General features: G+C 60.4%; 20 protein-coding genes. 13 read left to right on the top strand and 7 right to left on the bottom strand.

Features of this window, described 5'->3' with window-relative positions:
- Position 1 precedes the first annotated feature (1 nt).
- The 4 genes from LOY36_RS11865 to LOY36_RS11880 all read left to right on the top strand — a co-directional run bounded on the left by LOY36_RS11865 (position 2) and on the right by LOY36_RS11880 (position 4,328).
- On the top strand, positions 2-259 hold the full coding sequence (locus LOY36_RS11865; RefSeq protein ID WP_258673685.1) for a cytochrome C oxidase subunit IV family protein: 258 nt from the start codon (positions 2-4) through the stop codon (positions 257-259).
- A gap of 276 nt (positions 260-535) precedes the next feature.
- Positions 536-976, top strand: a complete 441-nt coding sequence (locus LOY36_RS11870; RefSeq protein ID WP_258674172.1) for a cytochrome c — start codon at positions 536-538, stop codon at positions 974-976.
- 3 nt (positions 977-979) lie between these two features.
- Positions 980-2,407, top strand: coding sequence for a cbb3-type cytochrome c oxidase subunit I (locus tag LOY36_RS11875; RefSeq protein WP_258673686.1), 1,428 nt, complete (start codon positions 980-982; stop codon positions 2,405-2,407).
- Between the two features lie 79 nt (positions 2,408-2,486).
- On the top strand, positions 2,487-4,328 hold the full coding sequence (locus LOY36_RS11880) for a nitric oxide reductase activation protein NorD (protein ID WP_258673687.1): 1,842 nt from the start codon (positions 2,487-2,489) through the stop codon (positions 4,326-4,328).
- 193 nt (positions 4,329-4,521) lie between these two features.
- Here LOY36_RS11880 and LOY36_RS11885 read toward each other — a convergent pair whose 3' ends face one another.
- Positions 4,522-4,713, bottom strand: a complete 192-nt coding sequence (locus LOY36_RS11885; RefSeq protein WP_408981122.1) for a protein DnrP — start codon at positions 4,711-4,713, stop codon at positions 4,522-4,524.
- Between the two features lie 5 nt (positions 4,714-4,718).
- On the bottom strand, positions 4,719-5,402 hold the full coding sequence (locus LOY36_RS11890; protein ID WP_258673691.1) for a Crp/Fnr family transcriptional regulator: 684 nt from the start codon (positions 5,400-5,402) through the stop codon (positions 4,719-4,721).
- Between the two features lie 584 nt (positions 5,403-5,986).
- Here LOY36_RS11890 and LOY36_RS11895 point away from each other — a divergent pair.
- Both LOY36_RS11895 and LOY36_RS11900 read left to right on the top strand, forming a co-directional pair.
- Entirely contained in the window at positions 5,987-7,177 is a 1,191-nt protein-coding gene (locus LOY36_RS11895; RefSeq protein ID WP_258673692.1) for an NnrS family protein, read from the top strand.
- Positions 7,178-7,205: 28 nt separating this feature from the next.
- Positions 7,206-7,643 (top strand): membrane protein, encoded by a 438-nt coding sequence (locus LOY36_RS11900; protein ID WP_019649076.1) that lies wholly within the window; start codon positions 7,206-7,208, stop codon positions 7,641-7,643.
- Between the two features lie 75 nt (positions 7,644-7,718).
- Here the strand turns inward: LOY36_RS11900 and ytfE are convergent, their stop codons facing one another.
- On the bottom strand, positions 7,719-8,393 hold the full coding sequence (ytfE, locus tag LOY36_RS11905; protein ID WP_258673694.1) for an iron-sulfur cluster repair protein YtfE: 675 nt from the start codon (positions 8,391-8,393) through the stop codon (positions 7,719-7,721).
- A gap of 154 nt (positions 8,394-8,547) precedes the next feature.
- On the opposite strand from ytfE, the gene norR reads away from it, so the two are divergent.
- The 7 genes from norR to LOY36_RS11940 all read left to right on the top strand — a co-directional run bounded on the left by norR (position 8,548) and on the right by LOY36_RS11940 (position 15,457).
- Positions 8,548-10,077, top strand: coding sequence for a nitric oxide reductase transcriptional regulator NorR (gene norR / locus LOY36_RS11910; RefSeq protein WP_258674173.1), 1,530 nt, complete (start codon positions 8,548-8,550; stop codon positions 10,075-10,077).
- A gap of 99 nt (positions 10,078-10,176) precedes the next feature.
- On the top strand, positions 10,177-10,824 hold the full coding sequence (gene pdxH, locus LOY36_RS11915; RefSeq protein WP_258673697.1) for a pyridoxamine 5'-phosphate oxidase: 648 nt from the start codon (positions 10,177-10,179) through the stop codon (positions 10,822-10,824).
- A 271-nt stretch (positions 10,825-11,095) separates the two neighbouring features.
- Positions 11,096-11,650 (top strand): molybdenum cofactor biosynthesis protein B, encoded by a 555-nt coding sequence (gene moaB / locus LOY36_RS11920; RefSeq protein ID WP_019649072.1) that lies wholly within the window; start codon positions 11,096-11,098, stop codon positions 11,648-11,650.
- Complete coding sequence (gene glp / locus LOY36_RS11925; RefSeq protein WP_258673700.1) at positions 11,647-12,882, top strand: gephyrin-like molybdotransferase Glp; 1,236 nt, start codon at positions 11,647-11,649, stop codon at positions 12,880-12,882. The genes moaB and glp overlap by 4 nt, the downstream gene beginning before the upstream one ends.
- A gap of 214 nt (positions 12,883-13,096) precedes the next feature.
- Complete coding sequence (locus LOY36_RS11930) at positions 13,097-14,092, top strand: peptidase U32 family protein (protein ID WP_064617223.1); 996 nt, start codon at positions 13,097-13,099, stop codon at positions 14,090-14,092.
- Positions 14,093-14,102: 10 nt separating this feature from the next.
- On the top strand, positions 14,103-14,993 hold the full coding sequence (locus LOY36_RS11935) for a U32 family peptidase (RefSeq protein WP_019649069.1): 891 nt from the start codon (positions 14,103-14,105) through the stop codon (positions 14,991-14,993).
- Positions 14,987-15,457 carry an SCP2 domain-containing protein gene (locus tag LOY36_RS11940; RefSeq protein ID WP_258673701.1) on the top strand — a complete coding sequence of 157 codons (471 nt, stop codon included), beginning with the start codon at positions 14,987-14,989 and terminating at the stop codon, positions 15,455-15,457. The genes LOY36_RS11935 and LOY36_RS11940 overlap by 7 nt, the downstream gene beginning before the upstream one ends.
- Positions 15,458-15,532: 75 nt before the next feature.
- Here the strand turns inward: LOY36_RS11940 and LOY36_RS11945 are convergent, their stop codons facing one another.
- The 4 genes from LOY36_RS11945 to LOY36_RS11960 form a co-directional block, all read right to left on the bottom strand.
- The gene (locus LOY36_RS11945) at positions 15,533-15,817 is read right to left on the bottom strand and encodes a type II toxin-antitoxin system RelE/ParE family toxin (protein WP_026345804.1); all 285 of its coding nucleotides are present in this window, start codon (positions 15,815-15,817) and stop codon (positions 15,533-15,535) included.
- 10 nt (positions 15,818-15,827) lie between these two features.
- Positions 15,828-16,061 carry a type II toxin-antitoxin system Phd/YefM family antitoxin gene (locus LOY36_RS11950; protein ID WP_026345803.1) on the bottom strand — a complete coding sequence of 78 codons (234 nt, stop codon included), beginning with the start codon at positions 16,059-16,061 and terminating at the stop codon, positions 15,828-15,830.
- Between the two features lie 346 nt (positions 16,062-16,407).
- Entirely contained in the window at positions 16,408-16,806 is a 399-nt protein-coding gene (locus tag LOY36_RS11955) for a putative zinc-binding protein (RefSeq protein ID WP_258673703.1), read from the bottom strand.
- Between the two features lie 74 nt (positions 16,807-16,880).
- A complete protein-coding gene (locus tag LOY36_RS11960) occupies positions 16,881-17,555 on the bottom strand; it encodes a Crp/Fnr family transcriptional regulator (protein WP_019649064.1) in 675 nt (224 codons plus the stop codon).
- Positions 17,556-17,583 lie beyond the last annotated feature (28 nt).

The raw sequence follows: 17,583 nt of genomic DNA on the forward strand, positions 1-17,583 counted from the left end.
GATGTCGGCTTCCAGGTTGTTGCTCGTCTGCTGGGCAGCGTTGGCCACATTAAGCGTGTGCACCGTTGTGTTGTCACAAGTCGGCGCGACGTGGCTGTTGTCCATTGCCATTTTGCTGGTGGCGGTCGGCAAGGCCTGGCTGATCACCGATGGCTTCATGGAGATGCGCCACGCGCCGCGATTGTGGCGCCGGTTGATGGTGAGCTGGGCGCTGGTGTTGGCGGCCGTTGTGGGGCTGACGCTGGTGTCGGTCCGCTAGCCACTTGTGGCGAGGGAGCTTGCTCCCGTTGGGGCGCGCAGCGGCCCTAAAACCAGTCACCGCGAATATTCAGATAGAAAGCAGGCACAGGTTTTACGGCTGCTTCGCAACCGAGCGGGACGGTGCGGCGATCCGACAAGCTCCCTCGCCACAGGTGGTGCCTGGCTTCATGGCGCCGATACCCGACCAAAACCATCTGCCTTTCTTGATCGCCATCAAGCAGGTTTTACCCCCTCGCTTTCTATCATGGGCACGCCAAGCAAAGAGGAAGCGACCATGTCAGAGACCTTCACCAAAGGCATGGCCAGGAATATCTACTTCGGGGGAAGCATTTTCTTCTTCCTGATTTTCCTGGCCTTGACCTATCACACGGAACAGACCTTTCCAGTGCGCAGCAACGAAGCGCAGTTAACCGAATCAGTGATTCGCGGCAAGACGGTCTGGGAGCAAAACAACTGCGTCGGCTGCCACACGCTGCTGGGCGAGGGGGCCTATTTCGCCCCTGAGCTGGGCAACGTATTCCAGCGGCGCGGCGGGGAGGAGGGTTTTAAACCTTTTATGCATGCCTGGATGAAAATGCAGCCGCTGGGTGTACCGGGCCGACGAGCGATGCCGCAGTTCAAGTTGAGCGAGCAAGAGGTGGATGACATCGCCGAGTTCCTCAAATGGAGCTCGAACATCAACACCAATGGCTGGCCGCCAAACAAGGAGGGCTAAGAGATGAGCATCGCTAATCCGCATCTGAAATTCGCCTCGCAAGCCGTGGCCAAACCGTACTTCGTGTTTGCCCTGATGCTGTTTCTCGGTCAGGTGCTGTTCGGTTTGATCATGGGTGTGCAATACGTGATCGGAGACTTTCTGTTCCCGATCATTCCCTTCAACGTGGCGCGGATGGTGCACACCAATCTGCTGATCGTCTGGCTGCTGTTCGGCTTCATGGGCGCTGCCTATTACCTGATTCCGGAAGAGGCCGACCGCGAACTGCACAGTCCGAAGCTGGCGATCATTCTGTTTTGGGTATTCGCCGCTGCTGGTGTGCTGACGATTCTTGGCTATCTGCTGGTGCCTTATGCGGGCCTGGCCAAACTGACGCATAACGAGCTGCTGCCGACCATGGGCCGGGAGTTCCTGGAACAGCCGACCATCACCAAGATGGGCATTGTGGTGGTGTGCCTGGGCTTTCTCTACAACATCGGCATGACCCTGCTCAAAGGTCGCAAGACCACGGTCAGCATGGTGATGATGACCGGGTTGATCGGGCTCGCGGTGTTCTTCCTGTTCTCCTTCTACAACCCCGGCAACCTGGCCCGCGACAAGTTCTACTGGTGGTGGGTGGTGCATCTTTGGGTGGAAGGCGTGTGGGAACTGATCATGGGGTCGATGCTCGCCTTCGTGCTGATCAAGATCACCGGTGTCGACCGGGAAGTCGTGGAGAAATGGCTGTACGTGATCATCGCCATGGCGCTGATTACCGGGATCATCGGCACCGGTCACCACTTCTTCTGGATCGGTGCGCCCGAGGTCTGGTTGTGGGTCGGCTCGATCTTCTCGGCACTTGAGCCGCTGCCGTTCCTGGCCATGGTGATCTTTGCCTTCAGCATGGTGAGGAACCGTCGTCGGCAACACCCGAACCGCGCCGCCACGCTGTGGGCCAAGGGCACCACGGTCACGGCGTTCTTCGGTGCGGGTGTCTGGGGCTTTCTGCATACCTTGGCGCCGGTCAACTTCTACACCCATGGTTCGCAATTGACGGCAGCACACGGTCACCTGGCCTTCTACGGTGCTTACGCGATGATCGTGATGACCTTGATCAGCTACGCCATGCCACGCCTGCGCGGGCTGGGTGAAGCAGGTGACGAGCGTTCACAGACCCTCGAAATCTGGGGCTTCTGGTTGATGACCCTGTCGATGGTGATGATCACGCTGTTCCTCACCGCGGCCGGTGTCGTACAGGTTTACCTGCAACGCTGGCAGGCCGATGGGATCGCATTGCCATTCATGGCCACGGTCGAACATCTGCAAGTGCTGTTCTGGGCGCGTCTGGGCGCCGGTCTCGGTTTCTTCGCCGGGTTGCTCTGTTATCTGCTCAGCTTCAAGCAACGTGGCCGCGCAGCCTTGCGCGCCCCGGCGGCGGTTGTACCTTCATGATCGGGTGCAATGGCTAGGAAAAGGTCGGCCCGGCTGATACAGCGGGCCGTTTTTTTGGTTTCCAGCAAGGGCAAGCATCATGGCGTTTACCGTCGAACTGGAAGAGTGGGTAGGCAGTGTCTGGCATCGTTTCATCACCCGGCGCGCCAGCCCTGATTTCCCCGAAGCACGGGTTGAACTGGCCAGCCAGCAACGCCCGCTGGCGCTGTTGTTCCGCGCCATGGGCGGTGCCAATGGCGTCGGTGTGGAAGCGGCCAGCGACCGCGATCTGCTGCTGCGACGCAATGTGTTGCAGCAAATCGCCGGCACCTGCAAACAAGTACCGTTGGCGTGGTGTGACGAGCGTAATTTACGGCTGCCATCGAGCCTGGCGGTGTTTCCTGACGTGGCACTGAATGAGGAACTCTATCGGTGGCTCGCGTTGCTGGCGGCGCAGGCCGGGCAGATGTGCCATTGGGGTCGGGACAATCAACGCTGGACGCAACAGCTGCTGCGACGCTATCCGGCGCTGCGTGTTCGGTACCAACGACTGGTCGATGCCCATCTGCAATTGCGCCCCGATCCGGCCTCGTTGAACGCCAGCGAAGCGGCACTGGAACGGGCGTTATGCCAGGCGTTGCGCGAGCCCGGCAGTGTCGAGCACTTTCCCCGTAGCGAACGGGCCGCGTGGCCGCTGCCGCTGTGGTTGTACCCGCCGCAAAACCTTGCCAGCCCGCAGGCTGCCGATCTGGGCGATGAGTCCGAAGAGTCTTTGACCACGCCACCCGGCGAGCAGAAAGGCGGGCGTAAACGCGCGACGCGGATCGATGAAAGCTCCCGTGAAGGCGGGCTGCTGGTGGTGCGTCTGGAGAACCTGTTCAGTTGGACCGAGCACGTGGACCTGGATCGTTGGTCGGATGACAGCGAAGACCCGGACGCTGCCCGAGTCGCCGACGACCTGGACGAGTTGACGCTGTCGCGCACACGCCTGCGCAAGGGTGGCGGTCTCAAGCTGCATCTGGATTTACCACCGGCCGATGTCGACGATATTCCCCTCGGCGAGGGCATCAAGTTGCCGGAGTGGGACTATCGCAAGCAACAGATGCAGGACAGCTTCGTCAACCTGCAAATGCTGGTGCCCCGCAACTGTGAGGCGCAGCCGCTGCCGCTACGCTTGAAGGCCTCGGCGCACCGCTTGCGGCGTCAGTTCGAGCACCTGCGCAATGATCGTCAATGGTTACGCCAACAACCTCAGGGATCAGAGCTGGACATGCAGGCCTGGCTGGATTTTCACGTTGATCGCGAGCATGGCCAGTGCGCCGAACGCGGTTTGTTCATGGAGCAGCGGCAGACTCGCCGCGACCTGGCGTGCCTGTTGCTGGCCGACGTATCGATGTCCACCGACGCCCATCTGAACGATGAGCATCGTGTTATCGACGTCATCCGCGACAGCCTGCTGCTGTTCGGCGAAACCTTGTCGGTGCTGGGTGATGATTTCGCCCTGTACGGGTTTTCCTCATTGCGTCGTCAGCAAGTGCGCATGCAGGAACTCAAGTCGTTCATCCAGCGTTATGACGACACCAGCCGAGGTCGTATTCAAGGTCTCAAACCGGGGTATTACACACGCATGGGCGCCGCCATTCGCCAGGCCACGCAACTGTTGGGCACGAGCAAGCGGCGCAGCAAACTGTTGTTGCTGCTGACGGATGGCAAACCGAATGATCTGGATCTGTATGAGGGGCGCTACGGTGTCGAGGACACCCGCGAAGCGGTGCTGGAGGCACGGCGCCAGGGGTTGACGCCGTTCTGCATCACAATTGATCGCGAGGCCGGGGATTACCTGCCGTACATGTTCGGCGCCAATGGCTACACCTTGATCCGCCAGCCCGAACAACTGCCCCTGCGCTTGCCGCAGTTGTACCGCCAGCTGACTCAACCGTGATGTCCTTGACCACCTGCGTCCCTGTAGCAGCTGCCGAGCGTGCGAGGCTGCGTTCGGCTCGGGCCGCGTTCGGACGCAGCAGTCGTAAAACCATTCACCGCGGTGATTCAGGAATACCGTGGGCTCAGTATTTACGACTGCTGCGCAGCCGAACGCAGGCTGCGCCAGCTGCTACAAGAGGTGGGTGTGGTCTTCAGGAAATGCTGCGCGGCAGCCAAAAAAACATCACCACGCAAAAGACCGTCAGGCCAACGCAGAACCACATGAATCGGCGCTGTCGACGTTCCCCGGCGTGTTCGGCCAGTGCCGGCAGGGGCATGCCGCATTGGTGGCACTCGGTTTCTTGTGAAAGGTTGGCATGTTGGCAATACAGGCAGGCGGGCATGGCACTCACTCGAACTGTTCCAGGCGCAGACGATCAAGAATGGCGATCTGACGGCCGTCCTGGGTGATGATGTTTTCATCGATCAAGCGGCGGATGATTCGCGAAAAGGTTTCTGGCTGGATCGACAGATGCCCCGCAATCAGTTGCTTGGCCATCGGCAGTTCGAATTGGCAGTCAACGGTTTGCTGGCGCACCAGTTGCGTCAGCAGATAACGCACGACCCGGTGGGTGGCGTTTTTCAGCGACAGGGTTTCGATTTCGTTGACCCGTTGATGTAAGCGAACGCAGAGCTTGCCCAGCAGTGCGAAGGTCAGCCGACTATTGCTCTGCAGCAGGCGCATGTAGGTGCTGTTGGATAAACGATAGAGCTGGGTGGGGCAGATCGCTTCGGCCGAGGCCACATAGTTTGGGGTGTCCATCAGCATCATTGCCTCGGCGAAGGTTTGCCGATCGCTGATGACCTCGAACACTTTCTCCTGCCCATCCGGTGTCAGTCGATAGATCTTCACCGCTCCGGAAATTATGAAATAGAACGCATCGGCCGGCTCACCCTGACGAAACAACGGCTCGCCTTTGTCGATGCTCAGCAATTGGCTGGTACTCATCAATTCGTCCAGCTGTTCTTCGTTCAACGGCTCGAACAAGTGATGACTGCGCAGAATCTGGTGATGGACGCGGTGAAGCACCATGAGAATTCATCCTGAAGATTGAGAAGGGGGGCTGGTGATCAAGTCAGACGAGGCCCAGGGAAACGCCACTGGCCACGGCCAGGATTGAGGTCAACACCACGAACCAGGCCAGTGGCTGGATGACTTTTTTCATGACGACTCCTGGGATCGGTTTGTTTGATTTCCACAAGCTTGAGCAAGACATGGGCCAGGCTTGGAGGCCTTTATTTAGCGGGGTTCTCAGGCGTGAGGGTAAAAAAGACCCTGAGGATTAGGGTTAAAATAACCCTTTAATGGTCATTTGTACCCTGATCCGGAATGCCCTGTGGCGAGGGAGCTTGCTCCCGCTGGAGTGCGAAGCACTCCCAACATCGATCTACGCGGTATGTCTGATAGAACGCATTCGCCGGTTTTACGGCTGCTGCGCACCCGAGCGGGAGCAAGCTCCCTCGCCACAGGAATACGAGAAAGCATCAGGGCACGCCCCTTGCACACTTGATCTGCGACAACGGCAATGGATCGGCAATACCCGATGATTGCCCCTGGATTTACCTCGGCGCCTGCGGGTTGGTGTCAGGTCAGCAACAAGGTAGAGGAGTGGTTTTATGCAAGTGCTTGACCGCCGTAAAGCGATGGCAATCACGCCGCTGTTTCGGCTGGCCTTTCGGCCATTTTTCCTCGCCGGTTGCCTTTTGGCAGTGCTGGTCATTCCGCTCTGGCTGGCGGCCTTCAGTGGTTCGATTTCCAACTGGCAGCCGGCGGGTGGTTGGCTCGGCTGGCATCGGCATGAATTGCTGTTCGGGTTCGGGTTGGCGATTATCGCGGGCTTTCTGTTGACGGCGGTGCAGACCTGGACCGGTCGCCCCGGCCTCAGCAGCAAACCGTTGGCCGCGCTGGCGTTGCTGTGGTTGTTGGCGCGGGTGGCCTGGCTGGCCAATGCGCCGTGGCCGTTGCTCGCAGTGCTGGAACTGGCGTTCCCGTTGGCGGTGGCGGTACTCATGGGTTTCACTTTGTGGAAGGTGCGGCAGAAGCGTAACTACCCGATTGTGGTGGTTCTGCTGTTGTTGGCCGGGGCCGACGGGTTGTCCCTGTATGGCTTGGTCGAGGGGCATGAAGGCTGGCAACGCCAGGGCGTGCTGAGCGGCCTCTGGCTGGTAGCGGCGATGATGGGGTTGATCGGCGGGCGGGTAATTCCGTTTTTCACCCAGCGCGGCCTTGGTCGGGTTGAAGGCGTTGCCGCCTGGCCCTGGCTGGATCGACTGCTGTTGGTCGGCTCGCCGCTGGTGGCGTTGTTGTATGCCGCCGGACCTGCACTCGCCCCCAATGTCTGGGTGGGCCTGCTGTTCGCGGTACTGGCGGCAGGGCATCTGGTGCGTCTGGTGCGCTGGCATGACCGGGCACTCTGGCGCGTGCCGTTGCTGTGGTCGCTGCATCTGGCCTATGGCTGGTTGGCGGTGGCGTGTCTCGGGATGGCGTTGTGGCATTTCGGTGTGCCGATCAACCCGAGTCTGGCGGTGCATTGCCTGACCATAGGGGCCATGGCTGGCCTGGTGCTGGCGATGATCGCGCGGGTCAGCCTCGGCCACACCGGTCGACCCCTGGAACCGCCATCGGGCATGACCCTGGCGTTCATTTTGCTCAACCTGGCGTGTCTGAGCCGGGTGGTGTTGATCCTGTTCTTGCCGTTGGCCGCATTGTGGCTGGCCGGTCTGTGCTGGGCGCTGGCGTTTGCGCTGTATGCCTGGCGCTACGGGCCGATGCTGCTGCGGGCCCGGGTTGACGGTCATCCGGGATGAGCACGCACACTGACAGAGGCTGGCGCTGATGTATCCGTTTTTTCTGGTCACACACCTGCTGGCGGCAATCGCCTTCATTGGCACGCTGTTTTTCGAGGTGGTCATCTGGCATCGCGCCCGCCAGCCGTTGACGGAGATTGCGCAAGTGACGGCGGATCAGGCGATTGCCCTGCGTTCGCGCAAGGTTCTGCATGGTGTGGTGTTGCTGTTGTATGGCGCCGGCATCGGTTTGGCGTGGCAGTACCGGGGCGCATTGAGTCAGCCGCTGGCCAGCAGTTTTGGTACGTTGCTGAGCCTGAAAATCCTGTTGGCCCTGAGCATCATTGGTCATTACTTGCTGCTGGCCTATTGGCTGACCCACGCGCGCCTGACCGCGACCCGCGCAAGCTGGATTCGTCGCAGCATCCTCGGGCACATGGTGTTGATCGTGATCCTGGCCAAGGCCATGTTCTATTGGCACGGCTGATTGCAATACGCCCCTCATAAACAAAACCCGCGTCATCCGGTTGGATGGCGCGGGTTGGGTGTGGCCGGCAATCGATCAATGGCGGGGGTTCAGGGCATTCATGAACAACACGTTGTTTTCCAGGTGGATGTGTTGCATCAGGTCATCTTTAAACTCCAGCAACCCGCGGTAGAGTGCGCGCCAAGTGTTGCAGGCATCGGCAGGCGGGGTGATGTGATGGGTCAGGGCGAGCATCTTCTCCAGCGCTTCGCCGTGTTGATCATGTTCGAAACGCAGCACCTGGATCGGCGGTGCGGCCTGAGGACCAACGCCTTGTTGCAGCATCGGGAAGAGCACTTGTTCTTCCTTGAGCATGTGGCCTTCGAGTTCCTGCTGCATGTCTGTCAGCAGATCGGCCAAGCCGTTGGGGCAGCTGCTGCGCGCGCCATGGACCTGCTCGACGCGGCGGGCCAGACGGATCAGCTCCGGCAGTTGCTCTCGGTGGCGGGCGTGGTAGCGGGTCAGAAGGTGGGCGATCAGCAGTTCCGACGGTTCGTTGCGCCAGTCGTGCTGGGTTTCGCCGGCGTCTTGCAGAATCTGCAGGGCGTCGGCAATGAGGACCGGATCGAGGTTTTTGCCAAGGGCCGCTTCACGCAGGCTTTTATGCCCGCCGCAACAGAAGTCCAGTTTGAAGGTGTGAAAGATCCGGGTGGCACCGGGAATGTCGCAGGCCAGTTGGCCGAGGCTTTGTTCCAATAGGGGCTGGCTCATCAGGGTTCCTTGTTTGGGTTTCAACGGTTCCCCAGGCTCATTGCACCCGGCATGCCATTTTTAACGTATTGAAAAACATGGATTAATTTTTAGTTGTGGTGATATTCACCCTGATGCTTCAGGGTAAATACAACCATAGAGGGTGATGACTACCATGCTGCGAGAAAGCCTGGCGGCCGACCTGATCGTCGAGTTGCCCAATGCCGTACGGTTGCAACGACTGGTCCAGACCTTGCGCGAATACTTCAACAGTGGCGCCGTGGGCTTGCTGCGTCTGGATGACGACAGCCTCAGGCCCGTTGCGACGGTGGGGCTGGTTCATGAAGCGTTGGGGCGCCGGTTCGTCATCGCCCAGCATCCTCGGCTGGCGGCGATCATGGCGTCGCGCGAGCCGACCTGGTTCGAGCCCGATAGCCGCCTGCCGGACCCCTACGACGGCTTGCTCGACAACCATGTCGGCGAACCGCTGCCGGTGCATGACTGCATGGGCGTGAGTCTGTATGTCGAGGGGCGGATCTGGGGCGCGATCACCCTCGATGCGCTGCACGCCGGGACCTTTGACAACCGGGCGCGGGAAGAACTCAAGCGTTGCACTTTGCAGATCGAAGCCGCCGTGCGGGTCACTCGCCTGGAGCAGGAAAACCGCAGCTTGCGCCTGTCCCGCAGCGATCCCCAGGACTTGCGCATGCCCGTCGGGGAGGGCGAGATCCTTGGGCAGAGTGAGGTGTTGCATCAGTTGCTCAATGAGCTGGATGTACTGGCCGATTCCGATCTGCCGGTATTGCTGCTGGGCGAGACCGGCGTCGGCAAAGAGCTGTTCGCACGGCGCTTGCATCGTCTTTCAAGGCGCCACCACAAACCGCTGATACAGGTTAACTGCGCAGCCCTGCCGGAGTCGCTGGCAGAGAGTGAGTTGTTCGGGCATGTCAAAGGCGCCTTTTCCGGCGCCACCAGTGACCGCGCCGGACGGTTCGATGCCGCCAACGGTGGCACGCTGTTTCTCGATGAAGTGGGTGAATTGCCGTTAAGTGTGCAAGCGAAGTTGTTGCGCACCCTGCAGAACGGCGAGATCCAGCGCCTGGGCGCCGACAAGCCGTTGCACGTCGATGTACGCATCATCGCCGCCACCAACCGGCACCTGCCGGACAGCATCCGCGACGGCTTGTTTCGGGCCGATCTGTATCACCGGCTCTCGGTGTACCCGGTGCCGATTCCGGCCCTGCGCGAGCGTGGTCACGATGTGTTGATGCTGGCCGGGCATTTTCTGGAGCTCAATCGGGCGCGGCTCGGCCTGCGAGGTTTGCGTTTGTCGCCGGCGGCGGAGCGAGCCTTGCTGGCATACACTTGGCCGGGCAATGTGCGCGAACTGGAGCACGTCATCAGTCGGGCCGCGTTGAAGCAACTCAGTCGCGGGACGAGTCGCACATCGATCATGACGCTGGAACCAGAGGTTCTCGATCTCGACAGCCCGATGGCAGCACCGGGGGCAGAGGTCGAGCCATCCCGGGACATTACGGCTGATCTGCCGTTCCAGCCCTTGGGCGAAGCCGTCGACGATTACCAGCGCAAGAAGATCCTCGAGGCCCTGAGCCTGTCCGGGGACAACTGGGCCAGCGCCGCGCGGATGCTGGAAGTCGACCCCAGCAATTTGCACAAACTGGCGCGACGCCTGCGTCTGAAGTAGGTAAGGGCGCTGCCGCTTCGACCCTCGGTGTTGATGGCGGTCAAGGTGGTATCGCGCAGTGCCTCGCACACTGCGCAAAACCTTCCGGAGATCACCGTCATGCCCCTGTCCCTGGCCCAAATGCGCCGTAACTACACCCTTAATGGCCTGCAAGATGAGGCTGCGCTGGACGATCCACTGGCGATGTTCCGGCAATGGCTGCAACAGGCCCGCGACACCGAGTGCGCACCTGTCGAGGCCAATAGCATGGTGCTGGCGACGGTCGATGATGAAGGGCGGCCGCACTGCCGGGTGCTGTTGCTCAAAGGCTTGAGCGATGAAGGTTTTACTTTTTTCGGTAATTATCAGAGCGACAAGGGTCGGCAACTGGCCGCCAATCCTTATGCGGCCATGACGTTTTTCTGGCCGGGGCTGGAGCGTCAAGTGCGCATCGAAGGCCGGGTGTCCAGGCTCGACCCGCAACTCTCGGATGCATACTTCGATTCCCGCTCGATGGCCAGTCGCCTGGGCGCCTGGGCTTCACCGCAAAGCCGTCCCTTGGCCAGCCGCGCAGCGCTGGAGTCGATGCTGGCGCAAACCATTAAAGGCTTCGTCGGCCAGACCGTTTCGCGTCCTGAGTACTGGGGCGGTTATTGCCTGCACCCTGAACGTCTGGAGTTCTGGCAGGGCCGTGCCGACCGCTTGCATGACCGCCTCGATTACCGGTTGCGAGATGGTGCATGGCAACGGCGCCGCTTGGCGCCTTAAGTAGTGAGCCGAACGCAGAACCTGTGGCGAGGGGGCTTGTCGGAACGCCGCATCGCCCCGTTCGGCTGCGAAGCAGTCGTAAAACCGGTGAATGCGATCTGCCTGATACAACGCCTTTGCAGTTTCTAGGGCCGCTGCGCGCCCCAACGGGGGCAAGCCCCCTCGCCACTGGGTTGATGTCTCTGACGAGGTACCTCCTTGGAGGAATAGGCTCGTTCGCTATTCCGGTTCAGGCTTTGGGCCATACCCTCATCTACGGGAAAGCCTGGATATGGCCCATCTGACGCAACGCAGTTTCGAACCCCTGAACATTGCCGTGCTGACCATCAGCGATACGCGCACCTTTGACACCGACACTTCGGGACAGACCCTGACCGATTTGCTGCAAACCGCCGGGCATGTGTTGATCGATCGTGGCCTGGTCAAGGACGATATCTATCAGATCCGCGCAACGGTCTCCCAGTGGATCGCCGACCCTCAGGTGCAAGTCATATTGATGACTGGCGGCACCGGATTCACTGCTCGTGACAACACACCGCAAGCGGTGCTGCCACTGCTGGACAAACATGTGGAAGGCTTCGGCGAATTGTTCCGCCAGGTGTCGCTGGAAGAGATTGGCATGTCCAGCCTGCAGTCCCGGGCACTGGCCGGGATGAGCAACGGCGTACTGGTGTGCTGCGTTCCTGGTTCGCCGGGTGCCTGCCGGACCGCCTGGAACAAGATTCTGCTTGAGCAGCTGGACAGTCGCACCGGCCCATGTAACTTCGCCCCGCATCTGAAAGCGCAAGCGCAGCGGGTCATCGACGCCTGCGAGACACGCTCATGAGCGGCCGGGTGTGCGACCTCGGCAACCTGATGCCCGTGGACGAGGCCATCAGCCGTCTGCTCGACCAGGCGCCGCCACCACCCCTGGCGCAAAAGGTCCATTTGGACCAGGCCATGGGGCGGGTGCTGGCAGCGGACATTCATTGCCCGGTGAACCTGCCGGCCTGGGACAACAGTGCCATGGACGGTTATGCCCTCAGGGCGGCTGATTTGCCGCAGGCAGGTGGCTGGTTGACGATTGGCGGACGAATTGCGGCGGGGGATCAGGCGTGTTCACCCTTGCTCGCGCAACAAACGGTACAGATCTTTACCGGCGCGCCATTACCACCGGGTGCCGATACCGTGGTGCCGCAAGAGCGCTGCCGGGTCGAGGGCGAGCGCGTCTGGTTCCCGCCGGTATCCGTTGGTGATCACGTGCGCAAGGAAGGGGAGGAAGTTCGCCGCGGGCATCTGTTGCTCAAGGCCGGCAAACGCCTGCGCGCACAAGAACTGGGGTTGCTGGCCGGTGCCGGGATAGCGCGGGTCGAGGTCTATCGGCCGTTGCAGGTGTGCCTGCTCAGCAGTGGTAATGAACTGCGCGAGCCGGGTGATTCCTTGGCACCGGGGCAGATCTACAACAGCAACCGGTATTGCCTCGCGGCGTTGTTGCGCGGCTGGGGCGTCGAGGTGCATGACTATGGCGTCATGGCCGATGAGTTGGTGGCCAGCCGGCATGCCTTGAGTCTGGCGTCTTCGGAATGCGACTTGCTGTTGAGCTCTGGTGGCGTGTCGGTCGGGGAGGAAGATCACCTCAAACAGGCCATCGAGGAACTGGGCAGTGTGGATTTCTGGCGGCTGGCGATCCAGCCGGGTAAGCCATTGGCCTATGGCGAAGTGGCCGGTAAACCGTGGATCGGTATGCCGGGAAACCCGTCAGGGGCGCTGATTACCGCGTTGGTGGTGGTGCGTCCGTTCCTGCTCAGGGCCCAGGGCGTGACTGACGTGCTGCCGGTGCCGCTGGCTGTGCCTGCCGGGTTCGACTGGTTGCAGCGAAACAAGCGTCGACAATACCTGCGGGCCAGGTTGACGCCCGGCGCCGATGGCCAGTTGAGTGTGGAACTGCACCCTCAGCAAAGCTCGGCCATGTTGACCGCCGCGTGCTGGGCCGACGGGCTGGCGGTGATCGAGTGCGAGCAGCAAGTGCTCAAGCACGACAACGTGATGTTCCTGTCCTTCGCCGACCTGATGCAGTGATGGCAATTGATTGCCGTCAAGGCTGTGCCTGCCGGTCTGGCTAGACTGTGTGGCGAGGGAGCTTGCTCCCGCCGGGTCGCGAAGCGGCCCTGTTATTCAGGCCTGCTGCGCAGTCCAGCGTCGGAACGCCGCCCGGAGCAAGCTCGCTCGCCACAAGCGCATTCCAACCATGGCTGATCAGGCTCCGGACTGCGCTTTTTGATGAGGATTACCCATGCAACTGGTCTGCCCGGCAGGGAACCTGCCTGCGCTTAAAGCGGCGGTGCGCCAAGGCGCCGATGCCGTGTATGTCGGCTTTCGCGATGACACCAATGCCCGGCATTTCGCGGGGCTGAACATGGACGACAAACAGTTCGACGCTGCCGTCGCTCACATCCGCCAGCATCAACGCAAACTCTACGTCGCGGTCAACACGTACCCACAACCCAAGGGGTGGGAGCGCTGGCAACGGGCGGTGGATCGTGCCGCCGATTTCGGCGTCGATGCGCTGATCGCCGCCGACCCCGGGGTACTCGACTATGCCAGTCAGCGTCACCCGCAATTGGCCTTGCATCTGTCGGTTCAGGGTTCGGCAACCCATGCCGCGGCGCTGGAATTTTATGCGCAGCGCTACGGCATTCGTCGCGCGGTATTGCCGCGGGTGTTGTCGTTGGCGCAGGTACGTCAAGTCGCCGCCAGCAGCCCGGTGCCCATCGAGGTCTTTGGCTTCGGCAGCTTGTGCATCATGGCCGAAGGCCGTTGCCACCTGTCTTCCTACATTACCGGTGAGTCGCCGAACCTGTGCGGTGTCTGTTCGCCAGCCAAAGCCGTGCGTTGGAGCGAGGACGCCGAAGGCTTGAGCGCGCGCCTCAGCGAAGTGCTGATTGATCGCTATACCCCTGACGAATCGGCCGGTTACCCGACCTTGTGCAAAGGCCGTTTTCTGGTCGATGGCAAACGCTTTCATGCGCTGGAGGAGCCCACCAGCCTCGACACCCTGGACTTGCTCCCGGAATTGACGGCCATCGGCGTCGAAGCGGTGAAAATCGAGGGCCGCCAACGCAGCCCGGCGTATGTCGAACAAGTCACCCGGGTCTGGCGCGCGGCACTGGACGCTCACCGTGGCGCGCCAGGCAGTTTTCGGGTCAAGGAAGAATGGCGTCAGGTGCTGGCCGGTTTGTCCGAAGGCAGCCAGACCACTCTGGGCGCTTATCATCGATCATGGCAATGAGGGACGCGACATGAAGCTCAGCCTGGGACCGGTCCTGTTTTATTGGGACAAAGAGCAACTCAGCAACTTTTACGCCGACATGTCGACCTTGCCCCTGGACGTGATTTATCTAGGGGAAACCGTGTGCTCCAAACGCCGGGCCTTTTCCCTGGATCAATGGCTGGGGCTGGGGCGCGAGTTACAGGAATGCAGCCCGGCACAGTTGGTGCTTTCCAGCCTGACGCTGATCGAGGCTGCCTCCGAACTCTCCAGCCTGCGCCGGCTGTGCGACAACGGCGAGTTGTTGGTGGAGGCCAACGACATGGGCGCGGTGCAATTCCTGGCCGAACGCAAGTTACCTTTCGTGGGCGGCCCGGCGCTCAATCTGTACAACGGCCACTCATTGGCACAATTACTCGACAGCGGAATGACCCGCTGGGTGCCGCCCGTGGAGTGTTCGGCGGCCCTTATCAGCGACGTGATCGGGCAGGTGCGTGAATTGGGTCGTGCAGTGCCGGAAGTTGAAATCTTCGCCTATGGGCATCTGCCGTTGGCCTATTCCGCCCGCTGCTTCACTGCCCGTGCAGAAAACCGACCCAAGGACGACTGCCGGTTCTGCTGCATCAACTACCCCGATGGCCTGGCGCTGACCAGCCAGGAAGGGCAGGCGCTGTTCACCCTTAACGGTATTCAAACGATGTCGGCCGAGGTGACCAATCTGCTGGCCGATTACGCCGGACTGGTGGCCTGCGGTGCCGATCTGTTGCGCTTGAGCCCTCGTGCTCAGGGCATGGACGAAGTGATCGCGGCCTATCAACGGGTTCGTCTGGGCGAGACACCGCCGTTGTTCGTCGAAGGTTGCAATGGCTATTGGCATGGCCAGGCCGGCATGCTGCGCGTCGAGGAGGTTGGTCTGTGCTGAATCGAAAGAAGTGGCTGTTGAAAGGTGCCGACCGGTTGTTGCCACTGGTGCGCCGGGTGCCTTTTGCCGTGCAGCGCCTGGCGTTGCAGCAGGCGCTGAATCGCTGCCTCGCCGAGCCATTGCGCGAGGGCGAGTTCGAAGTGCTGCGCGGGCGCTGGCTGTGCTTGCGGATTCCGGACCTGGGTTTGTCCTGGTACCTGACACTCAGTCGTCAGGGCTTGCGGATTGCCGAGCGCGCTACGGCGAACGTGACCATCAGCGGCAACTGGCGCGAATTTTTATTGCTGGCCAGCCGTCAGGAAGATCCCGACACGTTATTCTTTCGCCGGCGGCTGGTCATCGAGGGTGATACCGAACTGGGTCTGGCGCTGAAGAACCTGATCGACAGCCTTGACCCCGACGTTCTGCCTGTGTGGTTGTGGCGCAATCTGGAGCGGGCGGGGAAGGGCTTGGCGGCGGGGTAATCGATATTGCTTGATGCCGAGCGCGAAAAACCTGGGCTCTTGAAAATAAAAACCCCGCCGAGGCGGGGTCTTTAATCACACTCGTTTTGTCGCAGAATCGTAGACCTCTTCGTCTCGGCGAGCACCAACGCACAAAACCAAAACGATTTCAGTACCGTTCACGCGATAAACGATGCGCACATCACCTGTCCTTATCCGGCGGTACCCGGACAAGGCTCCCCGAAGGGGTTTACCGATCTTGTCGGGTTCTCCTGAAACGATGCGCTCCCGAATGACCTTCAGAATACGTTTCGCTTCGGCGCTTCCGAGCTGTTTGAGATCATCTTCTACAGCAGGGTGAAATCGAACATTCCAATTCATCTGCATTTGCCTAACTAAAGCGAGCCTCCATATCTTCAAGGCTCACTGTGACTGTATTGTCGAGGCTGTGCAGGCGTTCGATGGCTAGTAGTTCTGAGCGCAGATCTTCAAGTTCGTCCTGCAGCGCTTGGTAGGCGTTTACGCCCACTAATACCGCTGCGGGTTCGTTGTCCTTGAATATCACCAGGTGGGTTACCTCCCCGCTGGCGATGTCCTTCAATCGCGCTCCAAAACTACGTGCCATAGCCGTGGCAGACACTGCCTGCTCAGCTCGGTCTAGGAGTGCACTCATGTCATTTATCTCGTCAGTTCAGTTGTCAGTTCAGTCGTCAGCTCAGTCGTCAGGAAACGTTGAGTGCCGCTACCTGCGAAGTATTGCGTATGATTATGCGTAAGACAATGCGTTTTTTATTGCGCACTGACTAGCGGTCGCCACGGCCAATGGGTGTTCTTTTAAAGCGCAGCTAAACATCTTTATCGAACACCCTCGGCGGCTTCCAGGTGGGCTAACGCTAAGTCGAGGATATCTCAGGCCTGCAATTGCTCAACTGTGGGGGGCTTGCCCGCTCCCACAGGTTTTCCGTTGTTCTTCAGACTATCCTTTCCTGCCGGTTTCTGTGCTGCCGGGCATCACTGGCAATCAATTGCCTGATCCCTTCAAACAACTCATCACTCTGCGCCTGTGTGCAGTCCTCGCCATAGCGTTTGCGCAGCCCGTAATGGCTGAGAATCAGGTGCACGTCGGCGTGCAGGCCATGTTGCTTGAGGCAGTTCTCGACGCATTGCAGCGGGCAGCCGTCCAGTGCGAATATCCGGCGCCCCGAGCGCGCTTTGTTGACCAGCGCTGCCACATGCCCGCCGACACCAACGATGCAGGACATTTCAGCCAGACCACTGCGATCCAGGCGCACGGCCAGGGTATTGGCCAGTTGGGCGACGTTGGAGCAGCCTGAGCAGGAGTAAACCAAAGGCAGGGTTGAATGGGGCATTTGCATTCTCCGTGGATGGGCTCTGTCAGTGTGCAAGAGGTGTGGCAGGGCGCCTTGATAACGGTCAATTCCGGCTATTGGAAAGCGGCCAGTTCCTCTTCAGCGAGGATGCTGATGTGGCGTCGTTCCATGGCAATCAGGCCGCTTTCCACCAGGCGATGCAGTATCCGCGAAAAGGTTTCCGGCTGAATTCCTAGCTTCGACGCCACCAGGCGTTTGGACATCTGCAAGACAATCTGGCCGGTCACCGGGTGGCGTTCCTGGAACAGGAAATTGATCACCCGACGGCTCGCACTGGCCATGGTCAAGGTATCGATGTCGCGCAGACGCAGGTGCAGGTGAACGCTCATGCTCGCCAGGATGGCCAGGCAGACTTTTGGCTGGTCCTCCAGGGCATTGCGGTAATGGTTGCCGTCGATGCTCACCAGCACGCTGTCCTTCAGCGCGGTGGCGCTCACTGGATACAGACGAGCCTGGCTGAATAACAAGGCTTCGGCAAAAGTCTGGCCGGGCTGAATGATCTCCACCAGGTTCTCCTGGCCTTCGCCGGTGAGCCGGTACAACTTGACCTGGCCGCTGACCAGCAGGAAAAAGCGCCTGGCCGGATCCCCTTGATGCATGAGCGTACTGTGACAACTCAGGCGCTTGAGCATGGCCAGGCTGCAGACTTCCTCGAAGACTTTCTCCGGCAGTTGGCTGAACAGATGATGACGGCGCAACGTTAAAACGATGGAAGGGTGAGTCAGCATGGCGTACCTCCGCTGACGACCATAGTAG

It is taken from the genome of Pseudomonas sp. B21-019 (genome assembly GCF_024749225.1).
Classification (GTDB): Bacteria; Pseudomonadota; Gammaproteobacteria; order Pseudomonadales; family Pseudomonadaceae; genus Aquipseudomonas.

Coding starts and splice junctions, on each gene's coding strand:
- pdxH (WP_258673697.1), top strand. CDS start 10,177: ATGCCCCTGTCCCTGGCCCAAATGCGCCGTAACTACACCCTTAATGGC.
- LOY36_RS11955 (WP_258673703.1), bottom strand. CDS start 16,806: ATGCCCCATTCAACCCTGCCTTTGGTTTACTCCTGCTCAGGCTGCTCC.
- LOY36_RS11900 (WP_019649076.1), top strand. CDS start 7,206: ATGTATCCGTTTTTTCTGGTCACACACCTGCTGGCGGCAATCGCCTTC.
- glp (WP_258673700.1), top strand. CDS start 11,647: ATGAGCGGCCGGGTGTGCGACCTCGGCAACCTGATGCCCGTGGACGAG.
- LOY36_RS11960 (WP_019649064.1), bottom strand. CDS start 17,555: ATGCTGACTCACCCTTCCATCGTTTTAACGTTGCGCCGTCATCATCTG.
- norR (WP_258674173.1), top strand. CDS start 8,548: ATGCTGCGAGAAAGCCTGGCGGCCGACCTGATCGTCGAGTTGCCCAAT.
- LOY36_RS11950 (WP_026345803.1), bottom strand. CDS start 16,061: ATGGCACGTAGTTTTGGAGCGCGATTGAAGGACATCGCCAGCGGGGAG.
- LOY36_RS11890 (WP_258673691.1), bottom strand. CDS start 5,402: ATGGTGCTTCACCGCGTCCATCACCAGATTCTGCGCAGTCATCACTTG.
- LOY36_RS11935 (WP_019649069.1), top strand. CDS start 14,103: ATGAAGCTCAGCCTGGGACCGGTCCTGTTTTATTGGGACAAAGAGCAA.
- LOY36_RS11945 (WP_026345804.1), bottom strand. CDS start 15,817: ATGAATTGGAATGTTCGATTTCACCCTGCTGTAGAAGATGATCTCAAA.
- LOY36_RS11865 (WP_258673685.1), top strand. CDS start 2: ATGTCGGCTTCCAGGTTGTTGCTCGTCTGCTGGGCAGCGTTGGCCACA.
- LOY36_RS11930 (WP_064617223.1), top strand. CDS start 13,097: ATGCAACTGGTCTGCCCGGCAGGGAACCTGCCTGCGCTTAAAGCGGCG.
- LOY36_RS11895 (WP_258673692.1), top strand. CDS start 5,987: ATGCAAGTGCTTGACCGCCGTAAAGCGATGGCAATCACGCCGCTGTTT.
- LOY36_RS11875 (WP_258673686.1), top strand. CDS start 980: ATGAGCATCGCTAATCCGCATCTGAAATTCGCCTCGCAAGCCGTGGCC.
- moaB (WP_019649072.1), top strand. CDS start 11,096: ATGGCCCATCTGACGCAACGCAGTTTCGAACCCCTGAACATTGCCGTG.
- LOY36_RS11885 (WP_408981122.1), bottom strand. CDS start 4,713: ATGCCCGCCTGCCTGTATTGCCAACATGCCAACCTTTCACAAGAAACC.
- LOY36_RS11870 (WP_258674172.1), top strand. CDS start 536: ATGTCAGAGACCTTCACCAAAGGCATGGCCAGGAATATCTACTTCGGG.
- ytfE (WP_258673694.1), bottom strand. CDS start 8,393: ATGAGCCAGCCCCTATTGGAACAAAGCCTCGGCCAACTGGCCTGCGAC.
- LOY36_RS11880 (WP_258673687.1), top strand. CDS start 2,487: ATGGCGTTTACCGTCGAACTGGAAGAGTGGGTAGGCAGTGTCTGGCAT.